Origin of the sequence: Streptomyces sp. NBC_01268 (genome assembly GCF_036240795.1) — a bacterium.
GTDB lineage: Bacteria > Actinomycetota > Actinomycetes > Streptomycetales > Streptomycetaceae > Streptomyces.
The window spans coordinates 8,182,528-8,201,492 of sequence record NZ_CP108454.1; the positions used below are offsets into that span (position 1 = coordinate 8,182,528).

Annotated in this window: 16 protein-coding genes; 10 read left to right on the forward strand and 6 right to left on the reverse strand. The window is 71.3% G+C overall.

Annotated features, from left to right (window positions below; genetic code table 11):
• Positions 1-81 precede the first annotated feature (81 nt).
• The 3 genes from OG309_RS36515 to OG309_RS36525 all read left to right on the forward strand — a co-directional run bounded on the left by OG309_RS36515 (position 82) and on the right by OG309_RS36525 (position 4,190).
• Positions 82-1,332 carry an MFS transporter gene (locus OG309_RS36515; RefSeq protein WP_329427683.1) on the forward strand — a complete coding sequence of 417 codons (1,251 nt, stop codon included), beginning with the start codon at positions 82-84 and terminating at the stop codon, positions 1,330-1,332.
• On the forward strand, positions 1,329-2,636 hold the full coding sequence (locus tag OG309_RS36520) for an amidohydrolase (RefSeq protein ID WP_329427685.1): 1,308 nt from the start codon (positions 1,329-1,331) through the stop codon (positions 2,634-2,636). Before OG309_RS36515 ends, OG309_RS36520 begins: the two co-directional genes overlap by 4 nt.
• 84 nt (positions 2,637-2,720) lie before the next feature.
• Positions 2,721-4,190, forward strand: a complete 1,470-nt coding sequence (locus OG309_RS36525) for an amidase (RefSeq protein WP_329427686.1) — start codon at positions 2,721-2,723, stop codon at positions 4,188-4,190.
• Between the two features lie 344 nt (positions 4,191-4,534).
• Here OG309_RS36525 and OG309_RS36530 read toward each other — a convergent pair whose 3' ends face one another.
• Both OG309_RS36530 and OG309_RS36535 read right to left on the reverse strand, forming a co-directional pair.
• Positions 4,535-5,260 (reverse strand): response regulator transcription factor, encoded by a 726-nt coding sequence (locus OG309_RS36530; RefSeq protein ID WP_329427688.1) that lies wholly within the window; start codon positions 5,258-5,260, stop codon positions 4,535-4,537.
• Between the two features lie 3 nt (positions 5,261-5,263).
• Positions 5,264-6,418, reverse strand: coding sequence for a sensor histidine kinase (locus tag OG309_RS36535; protein WP_329427690.1), 1,155 nt, complete (start codon positions 6,416-6,418; stop codon positions 5,264-5,266).
• 620 nt (positions 6,419-7,038) lie between these two features.
• Here OG309_RS36535 and OG309_RS36540 point away from each other — a divergent pair.
• Positions 7,039-8,175 (forward strand): erythromycin esterase family protein, encoded by a 1,137-nt coding sequence (locus tag OG309_RS36540; protein ID WP_329427693.1) that lies wholly within the window; start codon positions 7,039-7,041, stop codon positions 8,173-8,175.
• A 162-nt stretch (positions 8,176-8,337) separates the two neighbouring features.
• Here the strand turns inward: OG309_RS36540 and OG309_RS36545 are convergent, their stop codons facing one another.
• The 3 genes from OG309_RS36545 to OG309_RS36555 form a co-directional block, all read right to left on the reverse strand.
• A complete protein-coding gene (locus tag OG309_RS36545) occupies positions 8,338-8,685 on the reverse strand; it encodes a MazG-like family protein (RefSeq protein ID WP_329427695.1) in 348 nt (115 codons plus the stop codon).
• A 688-nt stretch (positions 8,686-9,373) separates the two neighbouring features.
• Positions 9,374-9,979 carry a GOLPH3/VPS74 family protein gene (locus tag OG309_RS36550; protein WP_329427697.1) on the reverse strand — a complete coding sequence of 202 codons (606 nt, stop codon included), beginning with the start codon at positions 9,977-9,979 and terminating at the stop codon, positions 9,374-9,376.
• A gap of 170 nt (positions 9,980-10,149) precedes the next feature.
• Positions 10,150-13,086, reverse strand: a complete 2,937-nt coding sequence (locus OG309_RS36555) for an AAA family ATPase (RefSeq protein ID WP_329427698.1) — start codon at positions 13,084-13,086, stop codon at positions 10,150-10,152.
• A 700-nt stretch (positions 13,087-13,786) separates the two neighbouring features.
• On the opposite strand from OG309_RS36555, the gene OG309_RS36560 reads away from it, so the two are divergent.
• From OG309_RS36560 to OG309_RS36570, 3 genes are all read left to right on the forward strand, one after another.
• The gene (locus OG309_RS36560; protein WP_329427700.1) at positions 13,787-15,403 is read left to right on the forward strand and encodes a S8 family peptidase; all 1,617 of its coding nucleotides are present in this window, start codon (positions 13,787-13,789) and stop codon (positions 15,401-15,403) included.
• A 219-nt stretch (positions 15,404-15,622) separates the two neighbouring features.
• Positions 15,623-16,081, forward strand: coding sequence for a DUF4279 domain-containing protein (locus OG309_RS36565; protein WP_329427702.1), 459 nt, complete (start codon positions 15,623-15,625; stop codon positions 16,079-16,081).
• 61 nt (positions 16,082-16,142) lie between these two features.
• Entirely contained in the window at positions 16,143-16,508 is a 366-nt protein-coding gene (locus OG309_RS36570; protein ID WP_329427704.1) for a hypothetical protein, read from the forward strand.
• A gap of 83 nt (positions 16,509-16,591) precedes the next feature.
• On the opposite strand, the gene OG309_RS36575 is transcribed toward OG309_RS36570, so the two are convergent.
• Positions 16,592-17,254 (reverse strand): HSP18 transcriptional regulator, encoded by a 663-nt coding sequence (locus OG309_RS36575; protein ID WP_329427706.1) that lies wholly within the window; start codon positions 17,252-17,254, stop codon positions 16,592-16,594.
• 129 nt (positions 17,255-17,383) lie between these two features.
• Between OG309_RS36575 and OG309_RS36580 the strand changes: the two genes are divergently transcribed.
• The 3 genes from OG309_RS36580 to OG309_RS36590 all read left to right on the forward strand — a co-directional run bounded on the left by OG309_RS36580 (position 17,384) and on the right by OG309_RS36590 (position 18,808).
• Complete coding sequence (locus OG309_RS36580) at positions 17,384-17,818, forward strand: Hsp20/alpha crystallin family protein (protein ID WP_329427708.1); 435 nt, start codon at positions 17,384-17,386, stop codon at positions 17,816-17,818.
• A gap of 105 nt (positions 17,819-17,923) precedes the next feature.
• On the forward strand, positions 17,924-18,319 hold the full coding sequence (locus OG309_RS36585; RefSeq protein ID WP_329427709.1) for a DUF2267 domain-containing protein: 396 nt from the start codon (positions 17,924-17,926) through the stop codon (positions 18,317-18,319).
• Positions 18,320-18,364: 45 nt separating this feature from the next.
• Entirely contained in the window at positions 18,365-18,808 is a 444-nt protein-coding gene (locus OG309_RS36590) for a DUF2267 domain-containing protein (protein WP_329427711.1), read from the forward strand.
• The last annotated feature ends 157 nt before the right edge of the window (positions 18,809-18,965 follow it).

Sequence of the window (18,965 nt, forward strand, 5' to 3'; positions counted from 1 at the left end):
CGGCGATTCCGGTTACAGGCCGGATCGTAGGGGCACTTCCGGCCGATGCCCAGTTTCGGCCACGGTGATGAGGAGTGCCTCGTGTCTGCTCCGTCCCCGCAGTCCGCCCGGAGAACCGTCCGGATCACGATCGTCCTGTTGTTCGCTGCCTGGCTGGTCGACTACGCCGACCGGCTCGTCATCAATCTGGTCCTGCCCTCCCTCGGAGCCGAGTTCGACCTCAGCCGGGGCCAGCAGGGCCTGGTCGTCTCCGCGTTCTTCCTCGCCTACGCCCTCGCCCAGATACCCGGCGGGATGCTCGCCGACCGGTACGGCGCGCGGCGCGTCACGCTCTGGGCCCTGCTCGCGTGGTCCGTCTTCACCGCGCTGACCGGCTTCGCCTGGTCGTTCGCTGTCCTGCTCGTGCTGCGGTTCGCGTTCGGCGCCGCCGAGGGTGTCTTCCCACCCGCTTCCCTGAAGGTCCTCGTCGAGCGGACCACGCCGGACGAGCGCATGGCCGCCAATGGTCTGGTCATGAGCTCCAACGCTGTCGCCGGCGTTCTCACCCCGCTTCTTGTCGCTCCCCTGATCGCGGCCTTCGGCTGGCGGTCCGCGTTCTTCTCGACGGCGGCGCTCGGCGTCTTCGTCCTCGTGGCGGTACGGCTGCGGCTCCCCGCTCCGCTGCCCCGCGTGCAACCGGCGACGGGCACCCTCCGCACGGGCGCGGGCGGTGTGCTGCGGCTGGGCGTGGTCTGGCGCTTCAGCGCCATGATGTTCGGTTACAGCGCGATCGTCTGGGGCTTCAACACCTGGGTCCCCTCCTACCTCGTCGAGGAGCACCAGGTCTCCCTCGCCGCGGCCGGGACCCTCGTGGCCGTCCCGGCCCTCGCCGCGGCCGCCGCGATCGTCCTAGGGGGCCGGATCTCGGACCGGCTCGGCGGCCATCACCGCAAGGTGATAGTCCCCGGCATGACGGTGGCCGCCGTCACGCTGCTCCTGACCGCCTTCTCGTCCTCGCTCACCGGCTTCCTCGTCTTCGGCACGCTCGCCTCGGTCGCCGTGGCCCTGTGCTACATGCCCATCTTCGTCGTCCCGCTGAGCGGACTGGCCCCGGAACAGGTCGGCGTGGGCAGCGCCGTGGTCGTCCTCGGAGGCCAGGTGGCCGGCATGGCCGTCCCGCCCGTCGTCGGCGCCCTCGCCGACGCCTTCTCCTACCAGGTGGCCTTCGCCTCCTTGGTCCTCGGCGCCGTCATCGCCGCCGCCATGGCCCTGCTGACCCCGCAGGACGCCGCCTCCTTCCGGACCGCCACCGGAGCGTCCCCCCTTCCCGCACCCGCTAAGGAGCTCTCATGACCGCCGCCCCCCTCACCCGCCTGCTGGCCGCCCTCCCGGAGCGGCTGCCGGACCTGCGCGCCCTCTACGAGGACCTGCACGCCCACCCCGAACTGTCGTTCCAGGAGTTCCGCACGGCCGGGATCGCCGCCGACCGGCTGCGGCAGCAGGGCTGGGACGTCACCGAGGGCGTCGGCGGCACCGGCGTCGTCGGCGTCCTGGCCAACGGCGAGGGACCGGTGGTCCTGCTCCGTGCCGACATGGACGGGCTGCCGGTCCAGGAGCGGACGGGACTGCCGTACGCCTCCCGCGAGACCGCCGTCGACGGCGAGGGCCAGGAGGTGCCCGTGATGCACGCTTGTGGACACGACATGCACGTCGCCTGCCTCCTGGGCGCCACCGCCCAACTGGCCGCCGCCCGCGAGGAGTGGCGCGGCACGGTCGTCGCCGTGTTCCAGCCCGCCGAGGAGGTCGGCGGCGCGCCGGCGATGATCGAGGACGGTTTCCCGGAGCGTTTCCCGCGCGCCGACGTCTGCCTCGGCCAGCATGTGGCCCCCGCGCCCGCGGGGTTCGTCGGTACCCGGTCCGGTCCGGTGATGGCCGCTTCCGACAGCCTGCGGGTCCGTCTCTTCGGACGCGGCGGGCACGGCTCGACGCCCGAGTCGACCGTCGACCCGGTCGTCATGGCCGCCGCGGTCGTCATGCGCCTCCAGACGATCGTCTCCCGGGAGACGGGAGCGGCACAGACCGCGGTGGTGACGGTCGGTTCGCTGCACGCGGGCACCAAGGAGAACATCATCCCCGACACCGCAGAGCTGCGGATCAACATCCGTTCCACGACTCCCGCGGTACGGGACCGAGTCCTCTCGGCCGTCGAACGGATCGTCCGCGCCGAAGCCGCCGCATCCGGGGCTCCGAAGGAGCCCGAGATCACCGAGCTCAACTCCTTCCCCGTCACGGTCAACGACGAGCGGGCCACGGACACCGTCCTGACCGCGATCGGCGAGGCCCTCGGCCGGGAGCGCGTCTTCACCCTGCCCCAGACCCTCACCGGCAGCGAGGACTTCGGCGTCTTCGGCACCGCCCTCGGCGTCCCCTCGGTCTTCTGGCACTTCGGCGGCGCCGATCCCGCCCTCTTCCGGGACGTCGACCCCGAAGCACTGCTGACGGACGGCCTGCCCGGGACCGTCCCCGCGAACCACTCGCCGTACTTCGCCCCCGTGCCCGACCCCACGATCGGTATCGGCGTGACCGCCCTGCTCGCGGCGGCGGCGGCGTGGCTGTGCCACCAGGACCCCCGAGCCACCGACGGCCGGGCAGGCTGACCCACCGCTCCTCCCACTCGTCGCCTCCACCCCGCTCCGCACCTCCTTCCCGCCACCCCACCCGCCACGAGGAAAGGCTTCCGCATGAACGTGTACGACCCCGGCGCCGATCTCGCCTACCTCAGTGCCACCGAGGCCCGACGGCTCTTCGAGGCCCGCGAACTGTCGCCCGTGGACCTGATGCGTGCGGTCATCGACCGCGCCGAGCAGACCGAACCCGTCGTCAACGCCTTCACCGAGCGACTCTTCGACGAGGCACTCGAACAGGCCCGGCACGCCGAGGACCGATTCCTCGGCAAAGGCGGCCTGATGCCGCGACCGCTGGAAGGCATCCCGGTCGCCACCAAGGAGAAGCATGCCATCGCCGGGCGCTCCCTCACCGAGGGCTCACTCGTCAACGTCGCCGCCACCGCGACCGAGAACGCTCCGGTGATCGACCGCATCCTGGAGGCCGGCGGCATCATCCACGCCCGCACCACCACCCCCGAGTTCTCCATCGCCACCTTCACCCACAGCCGTCTGTGGGGCGTCACCCGCAATCCGTGGAACCCCGAGTTCACTCCCGGCGGCTCGTCCGGCGGCGCGGGTGCCTCGCTCGCGGCGGGCACCACGCTCCTGGCCTCCGCCTCCGACATCGGCGGCTCCACCCGCATCCCCGCCGCCTTCACCGGCACTGTCGGTTTCAAGGCCCCGTACGGCCGGATCCCCGGCACCGCCCCGCTCTCCGCCGACCACTACCGCGGCGACGGCCCGATGGCCCGCACCGTGGACGACTGCGTCGCCTTCGCCAACGTTCTGGCCGGCCCCGACCCGCGCGACCACGTGTCGCTGCGCCCGAAGCTGGTCCTGCCGACCGAGTACGACACGGTCGTGGGGATGCGTGTGGCGCTGTGCCTCCGCCTCGGCGCGTACGACGTCCATCCGGAGGTGGAGGCCAACACCCGGGCGGTCGCACGCGCCCTCATGGACGCGGGCGCTGTCATCGAGGAGATCGAACTCCCGTGGACCAGGGACGACCTCCTCATCAGCCTGGCCGCGCACTTCTCGACCGTCTTCGGTGCCCTCGTCTCCGAGATCGAGGCGGACCACCGCGATCGGATGACCGCCTACGCGGCGGCCTTCGCCGACACCATGGCGGAAGCCCGCGAGCGTGTCTCGTACCTCGACGGCCTGCGCGTCGAGACCCGGCTGCAGCGCGAACTGGCCGAGGCGATGACCCCGTTCGACGCGCTGATCTGCCCGACGACGGCAGTGCCCGGCCTGCCCGCCGGAGACGACCTCCTGGGCCGCCTGGTCGTGAACGGCGAGGACCACGGTGAACCCCTATGGGCGGCCATGACCGCCCCCTTCAACATCAACAATCGCTGCCCGGTACTCAACGTCCCCAGTGGGCATTCCAGTTGGGGTGTTCCCACGGGCGTCCAGATAGTCGGCCACACCTACGACGACCCGACCGTCTTCCGCATCGGCAAGGCCCTGGAGCACCTCCGTCCCTGGGCCTACACCCCCGACCGCCGGCCTTCGGTCGGGTCAAGTTCCGCGAGCAGCTCCTGAGTGTGCTCGCCGAGAGCCGGGGCGGCCCGGCGGAAGGTGTCGAGGCCGGCGCCGAAGGCGACGGGGAATCGCGCCTGGGGGAGGGGCCGGTGGCCGGCTCGTGGAAGAGGCCCCGGGCCAGGGCCTGGCAGTCGGTGAGGAGATCGGCGGAGCGGGGTGATGACGGGCGCCGAGGGGGCGCCGGTCGTGTCGAGCCACTTGTGCCACCAGTGGCGCGCTCGCCGCGGGTCAGCGGCCGCAAGCACGTCTCCCACTGCTCCGGGGGGGGGGCGTGGGCGATCTCGTCGCCGCTCAGACCCGCGATCCCGCTCGTGGTCTCCCCGAGGCCGTAGCCGAGAGCCGGTTCAGCCCGCATCAGCCGCCTGCGGAGATACGACCAGGCCGGACTCGTAGGCCGCGATCACAGCCTGCGCCCGGTCGCGCACGTCAAGTTTCTCGAAGACGCTGGTGATGTAGTTTTTGACAGTGGAGACACTGATTTCCATGGCGCGCGCGATCTCCTTGTTGTCCAATCCGGTAGCCAGTAGATGCCAGACCTCCACCTCGCGCGGGGTGAGCCCGAAGGCGGTTTCGCCGGGCTGCCGACGGTCCGGAGGCACGACCTGGTCGTTCTTGATGTAGGTGGAGATCAGCCGGGTCAGCAGACGTGGCGCGACGGCGGCGTCGCCCGCACGGACGGTGCGGATCGCGGCGACCAGTTCCTCGGGCGAGCTGTCCTTGGGGAGGAAGCCGTACGCGCCGGCGCGCAGTGCGGCGACCACGTACTCGTCCATGTCGAAGGTACTGAGGGTGAGCACCCTGCACTCGGGCAGGTCGCGGGCCAGTCGCTCGGTGGCGGACACCCCGTCGAGGACGGGCATCCGGATGTCCATCACGACGACGTCAGGGCGATGCTCACGGGCGAGCACAAGGGCCTGCTCGCCATTCTCGGCCTCGGCAACCACGGTGATGGCCGGAGAGGGCGCGAGGATCAGCGCCAGCCCGCGCCGCACCAGTGGCTGATCATCCGCGATCAGCACCCGGATCACCGGCTCGGTTGCGGCCTCGCGTCCGACGTCCGTCCTGTTCACCGGTCAGCTCTCCTCGTCCGTCGGAGCTTCCAGAGGCAGGCTGGCCATGACCCGGAAGCCGGCCTCGGGGAGCCGGCCTGTCTCCAGCGTGCCGCCGTGCAGGGCGACCCGCTCGCGCATGCCGATCAGGCCGTATCCGGTGCCAGGTCTGATGCCGGAGGCAGGGGGTGCCTCCGCGGAGCTCATGCCACCCTGGTCGGTGATGGACACGAGGACGCTTTCCGGTAGGCAGGCGAGGCGGACCTTCACCGGGATGTCGGGGCCGGCGTGCTTCCGGGCATTGGTCAGTGCTTCCTGGACGACGCGGTAGAGGGTGAGACCGGCCACCGGGGGCAGTCGTCCGGGCTCGCCTTCCACGGTCAGCTCAACGGGCTGTCCGGCCTGCCGGGTCTCCTTGATCAGGCGGTCGAGGTCGGCCGGGCCGGGCTGCGGCGCCTCCGGAGCGCCGTACGGGTCGACCGCCGCGTGCTCGTCGGTCCGCAAGACATTCAGGAGCTGCCGCATTTCACGCAGGGCGAGCCGCCCTGAATCCTCGAGAGTGACCAGGGCGTCGCGGACGGCGCCGGGGTCGTGGTCGAGGTTGGTGCGGGCGCCACCTGCCATCAGCTGCATGGTGGTGATGCGATGGGCGACGATGTCGTGCAGCTCCCGGGCGATTCTGCGGCGCTCATCGGCCACCGCTCGGTCGGCGACGAGGCGACGGTTGGCCTCCGTCTCCTGCTGCCACCTGTCGAGCGCGAGACCGGTGGCGGCGATGAGGCAGGCGGCGAGGCCCGCGCTGGTCACGTCCAGGAACCCGCGCGGGGCGGCGAGGCCAGGGGAGAGCAGGGTGACGCCGGTCGCTCCGATCGTCAGGGCTGCCGTCGGCCATGGGCGGCCGGTTCGTGCGGCCGAGTAGAGGGCGACCGCGAGGGTGGCACCGAAGTGATGGCTCACGGCTGTCGTCAGGTTCAGCAGCGCGCCGAGCACCAGGCTGACGCCCATGACGGTGAGCGGAAAGCGTTGCCTCACCAGCAGCGGTAGTGCGGAGACGGTCACCAGCAGGACGCCGACAGTTGATACGGGCGCGCTCGCGACCTGCGAGAACGCGAGGCAACCGATGAGGTCCACGACAGCCGCGCCGACGGCCAGCAGGGCGTCGTTACGGGACCACGGCAAGGAGTGGGCTCCTGACGCAAAGAGGCGCGCGGACCTTCCCTGGCGCGACGGCAGGGCGTTGCGACGCGTCGCCATGTCGGTCCTTCCTTGTCGTTCTTTGCTGCGATGTCGGACGGTTCGCACGGCATCAATCCCGCTGGTGCCATTGTCGCCGGGCGCAGCGCCACCCGGCTCCACCCCAAGTCTGAGACCGGACCAGGACCAGGGTCCCGGTCCGGCGGTGGGCCCGGGTCCAGGGCCCCGTACGGCTACTCGTCCTTCGCTCGTACGATCCCCGCACATTCAGGTGATGTGATGAAGGGGAACTTTCCGAGAGCGTGCGGGGCGTGGCTTCTGCGTCTATCGCGAGTCTCCTCCTGAAAACGACACGCAATTCAACCCAAGGGACACATCAGATGCCCGCTCATAAAAAGCGCATCAGCCGTCGGGTACTCCTCGCCACATCGGCGATCGCAGCGGGAGCTTTCTTCACTCCTGTCGCGGTCAACGCAGCCACCGCCGGTAGGGCCCCCGTAGGCAGAGAAAAGGAGAACGAGGTCCGCGCGCTGGAATCGGCCGCGAACCCGCTGCGTTCGACCGAGCCGGGAGGCAGTACAGCGGACCTGCGACCTCTTTCCTCCATGATCGGCAACGCCAAGGTGGTGGGATTGGGTGAGGCCACTCACGGCTCCCATGAGTTCTTCACCATGAAGGAGCGGGTCTTTCGCCATCTCGTGGAGAAGAAGGGTTTCACCACCTTCTCCCTGGAGATGAGCTGGCCATCCGGGCTCCAGGTCGAGGAATATCTCCAGAGCGGCAAGGGGGACGTTCGCAAGATCGCCGAGGAGGCGCTGGGCGGCTCCCCTTGGGAGCGAGAGGAGTTCGTGAGCCTTATCGGGTGGATGCGGGATCACAACCGCAACCACCCGAACCGCGCCGTCCACTTCATGGGCAACGACGTCGGCGCTCCCACAGTGAGCGACGAGTTCTTCGGCCGGGTGACCGGATACGTACAGCGCAACCACCCAGATGCACTGCCACGGCTCAACGAGCTCTACGCGGGTCTGCGCCCGATCGACAACGTCTTCGCCTATCTGGGCAAGCCCCTCGCGGAACGACAGGAGCTCGCCACCAAAGCGCAGCGAGCCCTGGAACTGGTCAGCAGCCAAGCGAGCTCCGACGATGAGGGTTTCGTGTGGGCCGAGCAGGATGCCCGGTCGATCGCCCAGACTGCGAAATTCCTCACCATAGACGTCACAAGCCCCGAGTCGGTGGCAACCGCGCAGCGCTTCCGCGACCAGGTGATGGCCGACAACGTCACCTGGTGGCAGCGGCAGACCGGCGGCAAGATACTCGTGTCCGCACACAACGACCATGTCGGCTACCTCGCCGCCGACCCCGAGATGTATCCCAAGACGCAGGGTTCATTCCTGCGCGACGCCATGGGCAAGAATTATCTCCCTATCGGCTTCACTTTCAACCAGGGCTCCTTCCTGTCCAAGGACGCCGCCCTCGGCGGCGAATGGAAGAAATTCACTGTCGGTGCCGCCGGCCCTGGCAGGAACGAGCACACCCTCGACCAGGTCGGGTACCGGGACTTCTACCTCGACCTCCGGCGCACCCCGGCCCCCGCACGCGCCTGGCTGAACAGCGCTCGTCCCACCCTCAGCGTCGGCACCCAGTTCCCCGCCGAGCCGCGTGACATCGCGCTCGCCAAATCCTTCGACGTCCTCATCCATCTGCACGAAGTCCGGGAGGCCGACAAACTGAAGCCGTGACCACTGGAGCGGGATCAGACGCGCGCGGCCGTCGGGGGACCGCACGAGGGACCATGTCGGAGTCGGTGTGACCCTCGTGCTGTGTCTTCTCGGGGAGGCGGGCGGCACACTCGCGACCCGTCCGCGCGGGCCGTCCACGATCCGGTGCTGAGCCATCCTCCTTCAGGAGCTGCTCTCGGCAGGACGGGCCGACAGGAACTTGGAAGACTTGGCCTGCAGCTGGCCGGCGAGGAACGAAGCGGCGTCAGGGCGCATGCGGGCGAGGGCGACCATGCCGGTGATGACGACATCGGCGACCTCGTCGTGAACGTCCTCCCAGGTGTGGGAAGTTCCCTTCCGTGGGTTGGTTCCCCTGACGCCGATGACCGCTTGGGCGGCCTCACCGAACTCCTCGCCGATCTTCAGGACCTGCAACGTCCACCGTTCCTCCCGGGTCATGCCCTTGTCCGTGTCCGTGGCGTCGAAGGCGTCGGCAAGTGCCTGGATGGTGCCCCAGGGGTCGAGAGTCATGCAGAGGTCTCCTCGAGGTCGTAACCGAAAGGTCGAGACTGCCCGGCGCATACGGAGTGCGGGACACGTTCAGGCGCCGATCACTCGAACGAGAACGCGAAAGCCAATGCGCGCGGACCCTTTGGCTGGAGCGTGAAGTCGATCTCTCATGCCACACAGAAGAGTGCCTCAGGAGGCCCGCGGTCGGTTGCGTGCCCACTGGCGGAGATCGTGTGCGTGGGCTCATCTCGGTCGTGGCGTCGTCGAGTGGGGGACGCCGAAGTCGTCAGGATGACCCGGTCCTGGGTGGGCCAGGTGCCCGTGGTCCGGCTTGATGCCGCGGTGGACGATCCGCGCCGCATGGGCCTCGCGGTGAGCGCGTCGGGCACGGCAGCGCTGATCTCCGGCCCCTGCCATACGGGCAGTCGGCCGTGGCGGCGATCGCAGTGGCCGGGGACCGGCCGCGGACCAGTCGGGCACCGACTCCATGACGATGACGGGGCGCGGCGGTGTTCCAAGACGTCATGGACGGCGATGGCCTCCAGATGGCCGTGCGTGACCGCAGCGCGTCCCTCGCCGGTGAACCGACTGAACAGCGAGCCTCGCCGTCCGCGTCGACCATGCCCGGCAGGAAGAGGGGTTCCTCGGTGGCGGCTTCGCGTCCGAGGAGTAGTCGGCCAAGGCTGAGCCAGACCCGGTCAGCGCCCCCTCACGGCCCCCGCCAGAGGTTGGCGAAGGCCGAGTTCTCGATGGTCCGGCGCTGGCGTACGGCCTCCAGTTCCATGACCGCGTCGTGCGCGGCGGCGACCACGACCGTGGCCGCGTCGTCGTCGAGACCCGGCGCGGCGTCGGACGGGCCGCCGCCGAGGCCCACGACCGAGGCGAGGGCCGCCAGGACGGGTTCCTTCCGCTCCCAGCGGTCGACCGCCCCGTGGCGGGCCGGCGTATCGACCGGCTCCATGCGTCGCGCACCGAACGACAGGCGGCCGCTGCGCGCCGGGATCAGCTCACCGTCCCCCTCCATCGCGGTCTGGTAGACGGCCGCGAGGCCCTCGCCGCGGCGCCACAGCCAGTCTTCGACGCGCTCGTACGGTGTCTGCCGGGCGAGCCGCGCCGCCGCCTCGCCGAGGAGCCGGTCGTCGAGGGCCGACGGTGTACCGGGCACGACACGGACGCCGTCCAGGGTGACGTCCCCGGAGCCGAGGAGGTCGATCAGTTCGGCTCCCGCGAGCGCGAGAGACAGGTCTCCCTGCCCGACGACGGGTTCCTGCCCGGTGTCCATGGCGATGATGAACAGGTCTTTCGCCGTGGTCATGAACGGCTCCCCTCGGATGCATCGACGAAGACGCGGCCTGCCACTGCCGGCGGTGGAGCCGGCACGGTGGTGGGACGCTGCCTCTGCCAGTATCGTCCCGGCCGGCCGCTTCCAGCACGGTTTCGGCCGCAGCGCGATCCCCGGTCACCCCGACGTCCGCGGCGCCCCGCTCACCCCGGCGCCCCCCGTCCCGCCCGGTGCGCGGCGGCCGGAGCCCGGGCCGCTTCCGTCCCCTCCGGCAGCGCGATGTCGCCCCTCGACGAGGCGTTCTGCTTCCGCATGATGCGTGCCACGTGGTGCTCCACGGTGCGGGTGGACAGCACCAGGCTCTCGGCGATGTCCCGGTTGGCGCGGCCCTGGACGACGAGAAGGGCCACCTCCTCCTCGCGCGGGGACAACCGGTCGCCGTAGCCGAGGCGGCCCCGGCGGTGGGTGGTGACGATGGCGTGGCGGCGCAGCAGCCGTCGGCAGCGGGCCACGTCCCAGCGGGCGCCCAGCGTCTGGTACACCTCGACCACGTCCTGGACGTCCCGGGCCGCGGCCTCCCCGTGGAGGCCGAGCAGGCAGCGCCCCCGGGCCTCCGCCGCGCGGGCGGCGTCGAGGGGGCGGCCGAGCGACCGCCACTGCGCCTCCGCGTCCGTCAACAGGCCGACAGCCTCGCCCGTCCGGTCCACGGCCTGCGCGAGGAGTGCCCTGCACACGGTCAGGGCCGCTTGTGCGGCGGGCGCGTCGCCGTTCGCGGACCCGGCCGCGAAGTCGGCGACGAGCCGCCGGGCGCGCGCCGTACGGCCGCTGCCGTGGAGTGCCTCCACGGCCACGGGCACCACCTCGCTCGCCCACACCCAGCCCTGGGTATGGGCGAGCCGGCGCAGCACGTCCTCCACGGCCTCGCACGCCTGCCCGGGGCGCCCCGCCTCCAGATGCACGCGGGCGGTGGCGGCGGCCGACGAGGTGAGGACGAAGCCCGTGTCGTAGCAGGTGGTGCGGGCGGCCTCCGCGAGGTCGTGACGGGCCCGGGGGACGTCGCCGAGCACGTGGAGCGAGATCAGTCCGCGCACCAGCGTCGCCTCGGCGGTCAGGTCGGGTATCTCCTGGTAAAGCCGGGCCGTGTGGTCGGCGGCCGCGTGCAGACCGTCCCAGTGGCCGCCGTGCCAGGCGAGGACCAGGCGGGCTGTCCGGACGAGCCCTTCCAGATACGGGCTGCTGGTGTCGGCGAGCCCGGCGACGGCCCGATCGAGGAAGTCCCGTGCCCGCGTGCCGTATCCGAGCGCGCTGGACGCGTGGGCCAGGTTGGTCCAGCCTCGGGCGTGGTGCGCGGCCGCCATCGCGGACTCGGCCGGCCCGCACAGCGCCTGCGCGGCCTGCCAGGCGCGCGGGTCGCCCACGAGCATCAGGGCGGTGGCCCGGTTGGCGGCGATGGCGGCCCGGGCGACGGGATCGGTGACTTGCTCCGCGAGAGTCTCGCCGCGGTCCAGCCAGTGTCGGTGCCGGTCGACGGGCCAGCCCTGGATGGAGGGGATGGCGGCGACCGCCATCGCCCGTGCGGCGGTCTGCGGGTCGGACACCTCCAGGTCGGGGATGGCACGAGCGACCTCTTCGAGGCTGTCCAGCGCCCCTCCGGTCTGGTTGCGCAGGACCACGCTCAGGTGCAGGCGGATCTCGCCGCGCAGGCGCGGCGGCGGGTCGTCCTCGTCGAGGACCGTGCGCACGGCGGCGACCACCTGCGCGCCGGTCCGCGCCAGTTGGGCGGTACGGGCCAGTTTCGCGGCGGTGCGCACCCGTCCCTTGGCGCGCGGATCCTCGACGAGCGCCCGGGTGTACAGGCGGGTGGCGGTGGCGTAGTCGCCGGTGGCGGCGGCGCGATCGGCGGCCACCACCAGGCACCGCAGACCTTCACGGACGTGCCCGGCGGCCGTGTACAGCCGGGCGAGGTCGACCAAGGGCACCGGGCCGTCCCCGGCGCGGTGCAGGACCCGGGCCGCGCGCACGCCGAGCCGTGCCGCCCGGGGTCCCGGCACCCGCGCCAGCGCGGCCCGGCGGTCCAGCGGATGCCGGAAGGCGAGCGACGACCCGTCGGCCCGCAGCACCGACCGCCGTACGCACACGTCGACCGCTGCTTCGGCCAGATCGGGCGGGCACTGCGCCACCTCGGCGAGAACGCTGACGGGAGCCGGCCGGTCGAGGACCGCCGCCGCTTCGACGATCCGCCACGCGTCCTGCGCCAGCGGTGCGCACCGCCGGGCGAACTCCCTGACCACGCGCCCGGGCACTCCCGCCTCCTGTACGGCGGCGAGCGCCGCGAGCCCCCGTGGGCCGTCCGCCCCGCCCGCCGACAGCAGCTCCCCGGCGGCGTCGAGAAGAGCGCCTGCGGCCCCGGGCAGCCCGCCGGACAGCTCGTACACGAGTCCCGCCAGTTCCGGCAGTTCCGGCAGTTCGTCCGAGCGTAGCTGCGGGTGCCCCCCTGCCCACAGACGGACGAACTGCTCCGTCTCCTGCGTCGTCCAGGGGCGTACGCGGATCTCCTCGCATCGCCCTCCTGACGGGACGCGGACACCGAGGACCGGCAGCGCGGGTGCGGCGTCCTCGGTGACGACCAGCCGCAGCCCGGCGGGCATCGCGTCCGTCAGGTGGTCGAGGAGCCGGAGGGTCGCGGGCTCGGCGAGGTGGATCCGCTCCAGGACCAGCACGGTGTCACCGAGCGAGGCGAGCAGCGTGCCCACGGCACGGGGCAGCAGTCCACGTCGTATCTCCGGGTCCGCGGCCGACGCGGGTGGGTGCGGCAGCCGGTCGGCCAGCTCGGGCACGACGAGCCCCACGACTCCGGCGATCGGCGGCATCCGGCCGGCCAGGCCGGGACGGTAGGGGAGTTGGGCCAGGGCCGAGGCGACGGCCTCGAGAGGTACCGGCTCCGCACTGTCCGGGCAGGTCCCGCGCAGCTGCGTCCACTCCGCGAACTCCGCCCCACCGAGCACCTCGTCCACGAGGCGCGAGGTCCCCGCCCCGGCCTCCCCGCGTACGACGACGACGCCCCGCCCCGCGCGAAGGGCCGCCCGAAGCCGCCGCGCCTCCTCGGCCCGGCCGACGAACCCGGCGCCCTCAGAACGCATTTCGCCGTCTCGGGCTTCGAAGGGACGTCTCTCCACGGCTCCGCCTTTCTCCGGCCACTCACCCGGCCACTCACCCGGTCGCTCCGTCGCACGTCGTGGACGCCCCTACGGACCGGACTCCGCGCGTGGGCGTGCGGGCATGGCGGCCGTCTACGTCGGGCAGGTGGGTCCATCGGCAGGTGGTCTACCCGCACCAGCGCCGCCGTCGCAATAGGGGGCGACTACCCAGGGAATTCAGCCGGCCCGGCCGGTCGCGACCGGACGACAGGCAGCGAGGGCCCGCCCCCACTCTTTGGGTAGCACTACGCATTGCCGGCCTCCTCCCGAGTGACCGAAGCTCTGGGCGGTCCGGTCGCGCCGTACCCGTCCACCACGGTCCCCAACCGATGGAGGCGATGGGCGGCAGCACCCCACGCAGCCGTACGGCGTGACCGGATCAGTGCGCCGCGGAGCCCGCTCCGTACGCCATGTCACCCCGTCCCGTCGTCTCGGGCGCCGCCATCAGAGGCACCCGTACGACCGCCCTCGGCCGACGGACCGTCACGATCCCGACCTGGATCGACGTCCCGGCGGACCGGACGCCACCCTCCGGGCGCGCCCTCCCCACCCCTGACGGAGCGCGCCCGGAGAAACCGGCGTGACGGATGCCGCCCTCCGGACATCGAGCCAGGTCCGGACACCTCCCACGAAGGAAGCAGTCATGGAGATCGACGCTCGCGCCCTCCGGCGCCTGCTCGCCATCAGTACCAGTGCCGCCTTGCTCGCCGTGGCGTCCGCGACCGGCGCGACCGCCGCGGCCACCGCCGCTCCCGCGCCGCCGGGCGGCGGGGAAGACCGCATCGTCGGCGCGGACCGCCCCGGCGCGGTCGAAGGCTCCTACATCGTCACCTTCAAGGACTCGGTCGCCTCGGCCGACGTGCCCGCCTCCGCACGGGCCCTGACGGAGCGGCACGCGGGCAGTCTGCGCTACACCTACACCAACGCCCTGCGCGGCTTCGCCGTCCGGATGGCGGAGAGCGAGGCCCAGGAACTGGCCGCCGATCCCACCGTGGCCCGTGTGGAGGCCGACGGCGTCGCGTACGCCGTCGACACCCAGCCCTCGCCGCCCTCGTGGGGCCTGGACCGCGTCGACCAGCGCGACCTTCCCGTGGACAAGAGTTACACCTACGGGACCACCGCCTCCAACGTGAACGCGTACATCGTGGACACCGGCATCCGCATGAGCCACCGCGACTTCGGCAACCGCGCGGTCAGCGGCTACGACTTCATCGACAACGACGCCAACGCCTCCGACTGTCAGGGGCACGGCACCCACGTCGCGGGCACCGTCGGAGGCGGCTCCTACGGCGTGGCCAAGGGCGTCAAGCTGGTCGGCGTCCGCGTGCTGAACTGTCAGGGCACCTCGGGCGACACATGGGCCCCGGTCCTGGCGGGCATCGACTGGGTCACCAAGAACGCGGTCAAGCCGGCCGTGGCCAACATGAGCATCGGCGGCGGAAAGACCCAGTCGGTGAACGACGCGGTCGCGGCCTCCATAGCCTCCGGCGTCACCTGGGTCGTCGCGGCAGGCAACAACAACGCCGACTCGTGCTCCTACTCCCCGTCCTCCACGCCGACGGCCATCACGGTCGGCGCCACCAACAGCCGCGACGCCCGAGCCACCGGCTGGTCCAACGGCCAGGGCTCCAACTACGGCTCCTGCCTGGACATCTTCGCCCCCGGCGACAGCATCGTCTCCACGTCCAACTCGGGTGACACCGGCTCCCAGACGATGAGCGGCACCTCCATGGCCGCACCCCACGTCGCGGGCGCCGCCGCCCTGATCCTCGCCGCCAACCCGACCTGGACCCCGGCCCAGGTCCGCGACAAGCTGTCCGCCGACGCCACGTCCGACAAGGTCACCGACGCCCGCACCGGCTCGCCCAACAAGCTGCTCTACACCGGCACCGGCGGCACCACCCCGCCGCCCACCGGCAAGAAGTTCGAGAGCACCGACGACTACCAGATCCGCGACAACGCCACCGTCGACTCGCCCCTCACGGTCACCGGAGTCACCGGCAACGCCCCCTCGAACCTCGCCGTCGCCGTCGACATCCGCCACACCTACCGCGGCGACGTGAAGCTGGAACTGGTCGCCCCGGACGGCACCGCCTTCCTCCTCAAGGACTACAACTCGAGCGACGGCGCCGACAACATCCAGGGCACCTTCACCGTCAACGCCTCCGGCGAGTCCGCCGACGGCTCCTGGAAGCTCCGAGCCACCGACAACTGGACCAACGACACCGGCTACATCAACGCCTGGTCGCTCCAGTTCTGACCCTGCCGCGTCCCGCGTGGCGCGGGTCCCGTGCACAGGGGACGGCCCCGTCCCGGCGAACTCCGCCGGGACGGGGCCGTCCCGCCGCGTCACGTGCCTGCGCGACGGCGTTCTCCTGCTCGGACGCGGCGTGGACGTCCTGGACGAGCCGAGGCCGTCGACCATCGAGGCACGCGTGATCACGACCGGTCGGCTCCTCGCGCGGCTACCCTCCACGGGATGCCCCTTCACCAGTACGCCTACTTCGCCCTGTTCAGCCGGCACATGTCGGCAGACGCCATGACCTCGCACCTGGGGATCGCTCCCGACGAACTAGCCGTTCGAGGCAGCCGGACCACCGAACCGGCCGTGATCCCCGTCGACCACGCGTGGATGGTCGTATGCCGGGACCCGGGCCTGCGCGTCGACGCGCAGATCACCCACATCGTCGACAGACTCCGACCCCACACGAACCGCATCGCCGACCTCAGCAGACATCTGGCCGGCACTGGCGGCGGTGCAGTGCTCAACGTCGTGCGCTACTTCAATGACCCCGACCAAGCCCGGCCTGGCGCTGCTGACACCCCCAACCTCTTCGGTTGGCACCTGGACCGCGGACTCCTGGACTTCCTCCATGCCACTGGCGCGGAGCTGGGCGTCGACGAGTACGACATGGCCGAGGCCGAGGACGACGGGTGAGTACGCGCCCTCGTACGCACCTGGGCCGATGAGCCGTACTCCGCCGGCGGAGAATCAGCCCGTGAGCCTCAACGTGGATACCTACGTGTACGAACCCAACGGCGAGTGGACCCTTCTGGACGATCCCGACGACGACTACAGCAGGACCATGGCCGGGTTCGAGAGGTCGCGCAGCAAGCTGTGGGGCTCTGAAGCGGTGCGGGCGCTGGGGGCCCGCTTCCTTCCCCGGCTCGACGGCAGCGACCTCAAGGTCGAGCCGGGGGACATCGACGCCTTCCTGGCCGAGTGCGAAGCGCTGCGCCCGCACGTCGATCACCTTGGCGAAGTCAGCGGCTACGGCACGGAGTACGTCGCGCGATGCCTCGACAACATCGTCGCCGCTTCCGTGCGGGCCAAAGCCGAACGCGGCGGTGTCATCGTCTGGTGAACTCGATCGCTACCCGCGCCCGCCCGCCCGCCAGTGGCGCGTCGGCCACCCGCCGCCGGGCGCGCAGTCAGGCCCCCCGCAGGTCATGTGCTGCGCTGATCGCGGGTGTCGCGCCGGAGCTTGTCGGTGTGCTGGGTCACGGCGTCGATGCGGTCGGTGAGCTCGGCGTCCTGGGGGCGCAGGTGGGCGCGGCTGTTGGTCAGGGGGCGGAGGAGGCGGGCGGCGTCGTCGTCCGCGAGGGCCAGGTTCAGGTCGCTGATGGCGCTCTCGGCGGTGGTGGGCAGGCTGGTGAGGGCGGTGATCTGGCCGGCGAGGCGGCGCAGGTCGGCTGCGTTGTCACGGGCCCAGGCGTTGACACTGCGGTCGGCGGCGCGGGTGTCGCGGGTGGCCTGGACGCGCTCCTCTCCGGTGCTCCCGGCCTTGCCGGGGCGCAGGCGCAGGTAGCGGCGTTCCGCGGCCTGACGGCTGGAGACCCCGAGGGGGCCCGCGAGGTCGGCCCAGCTGGCGCCCTGGTCACGGGCGGTTTCGATCAGGCCGGTCTCCCACTGTGTGAGCTGCTCGCGGACCTCGCGCAGCATCAACAGTGCCGCCAAGGCCGGGTGAGGGCCCTGGCCGGGTTCCGGCGTGACGGCCGGGGTCCGCCCTTGGGGGCGCTGTGCGTCCTGGACGGCCTGGTTGATGGTCTCCAGTGCGGCCGCGGCGGCGAGGAACGTGACGGGCATGGTCGGCTCTTGAGGCTCGGGCATGTCGGTCTCCGTGATCTGTCATCCTCCAGATGACGTCGCAAGTTGTCATCGTTTCGATGACATGCTACAACGGAAGCACGTTGAAGCGCATTGGCAGTCTCTGCCTGAACCAACTGGAGGTGTTTCGCGATGTTGATGCGCACCGACCCGTTCCGCGAGATGGACCGGATCATTCAGCAGATCTCCGGCGCGTCGGGGACGTGGTCGAAGCCGTCCGTGATGCCGATGGACGCGTACCGCGACGGGGACGCGTACGTGATCGTCTTCGACCTCCCCGGCGTGAGCACCGAGGCCATCGACATCGACGTCGAGCGCAACATGCTCACCGTCAAGGCCGAACGCCGGCCCACGCACACGTCCGGCGGCGTGCAGATGGAGCTCTCCGAACGGCCCCTCGGCGTCTTCTCCCGCCAGGTCATGCTGGCCGACACCCTCGACACCGAGCACATCGAGGCGGACTACGAAGCCGGCGTCCTCACGCTGCGTATCCCGATCGCCGAGCGTGCCAAGCCGCGGAAGATCACCATCGGCGGCGGATCCGGCCGCAAGGAGATCTCCGGCTGACAAGGCCGGCGCCGGCCGCGGAGGACGGGGAGCCTGATGTACCCCCTCCAGCGCCCCGTCCTCCGCATGCCTCGCCCCTTCACCCCGCCCCGGAGGTGACGTGAGATGTCGATGCGCCGGGAAGCGTTCCTGGAGCACGTCCAGGAACGTGGCGAATACCGGACCCCGCGGGAAGCCGAACGGGTCGCCCGCGTCGTCCTGGCCCTGCTGGGCGCCCACCTGGTCGGAGCCGTACGAGCGGCACTCGCCGCTTGCCTCCCCGAGACCTACGCCCTGATCCTTCTCAACCCGCTGCCGGCCGCCGAACCACTCTCCCCGGAACGCTTCGTCCGCGCCACGGCGGCCTGGATCGACGGCGCCACCGAGAAGACGGCCCTGTGGGACGTCGGCGCAGTCCTGTCCACCGTGGCCGACGCGGCGGGAGACACCCTCGCGCACGAGGTCCTGCTCCAGCTCCCACCCGGCTACGAGCTCCTCTTCGGCCACCCCGAGCCCGCCTGAGCACCGCCTCACCGGACCATCACCGAGAAAGGAACCCGCACCACCATGTACGACCAGCCTCGACCGAACCCGGCTCAGCCCGCCATGACGTTCGAGCAGATGCTGGAGCGCGTGCGCTACGAAGGCGCCTACCCCACCCGGGAACGAGCCGAGGAAGCCGTCCGCACCGTCCTTGCGGCTCTCGGACGCCAGCTAGTGGGGGAGGAACGCGTCGACCTCGCGCAGAGCCTGCCCGTCGAGGCCGCCCTCGCTCTGACCGCCCAGACCCCCGACATCGAACAGCTCGGCGGCTGGCAGTTCGTCAAGGACATCGCCACCCGCAGCGGCACCAGCCCGGCCATCGCCCGCTGGGACACCGGAGCCGTACTGGCCGTCGTCACCCGGCTTACCGGCCCCGACCTCCTTACCCGCATCCTCAACCAGCTGCCCGACGGCTATGCGCTCCTCTTCGGCCAGGCAGAACTGCGCCGGCCCCACCTCGCCGCCTGATCCCTCCCCGAGCCGGGAAGTACAGTCCTGCCCCACGTCCACGGGCCCGCCCGCAGCGTTCGGGCAGGTCACGCCAAGGAATTCCCGGCCGCTTCTTCCGGTACAGCCCACCGTTGACGACGGTCCGGGTCGGTCGGCTCACCGCCCACCCGCCGCC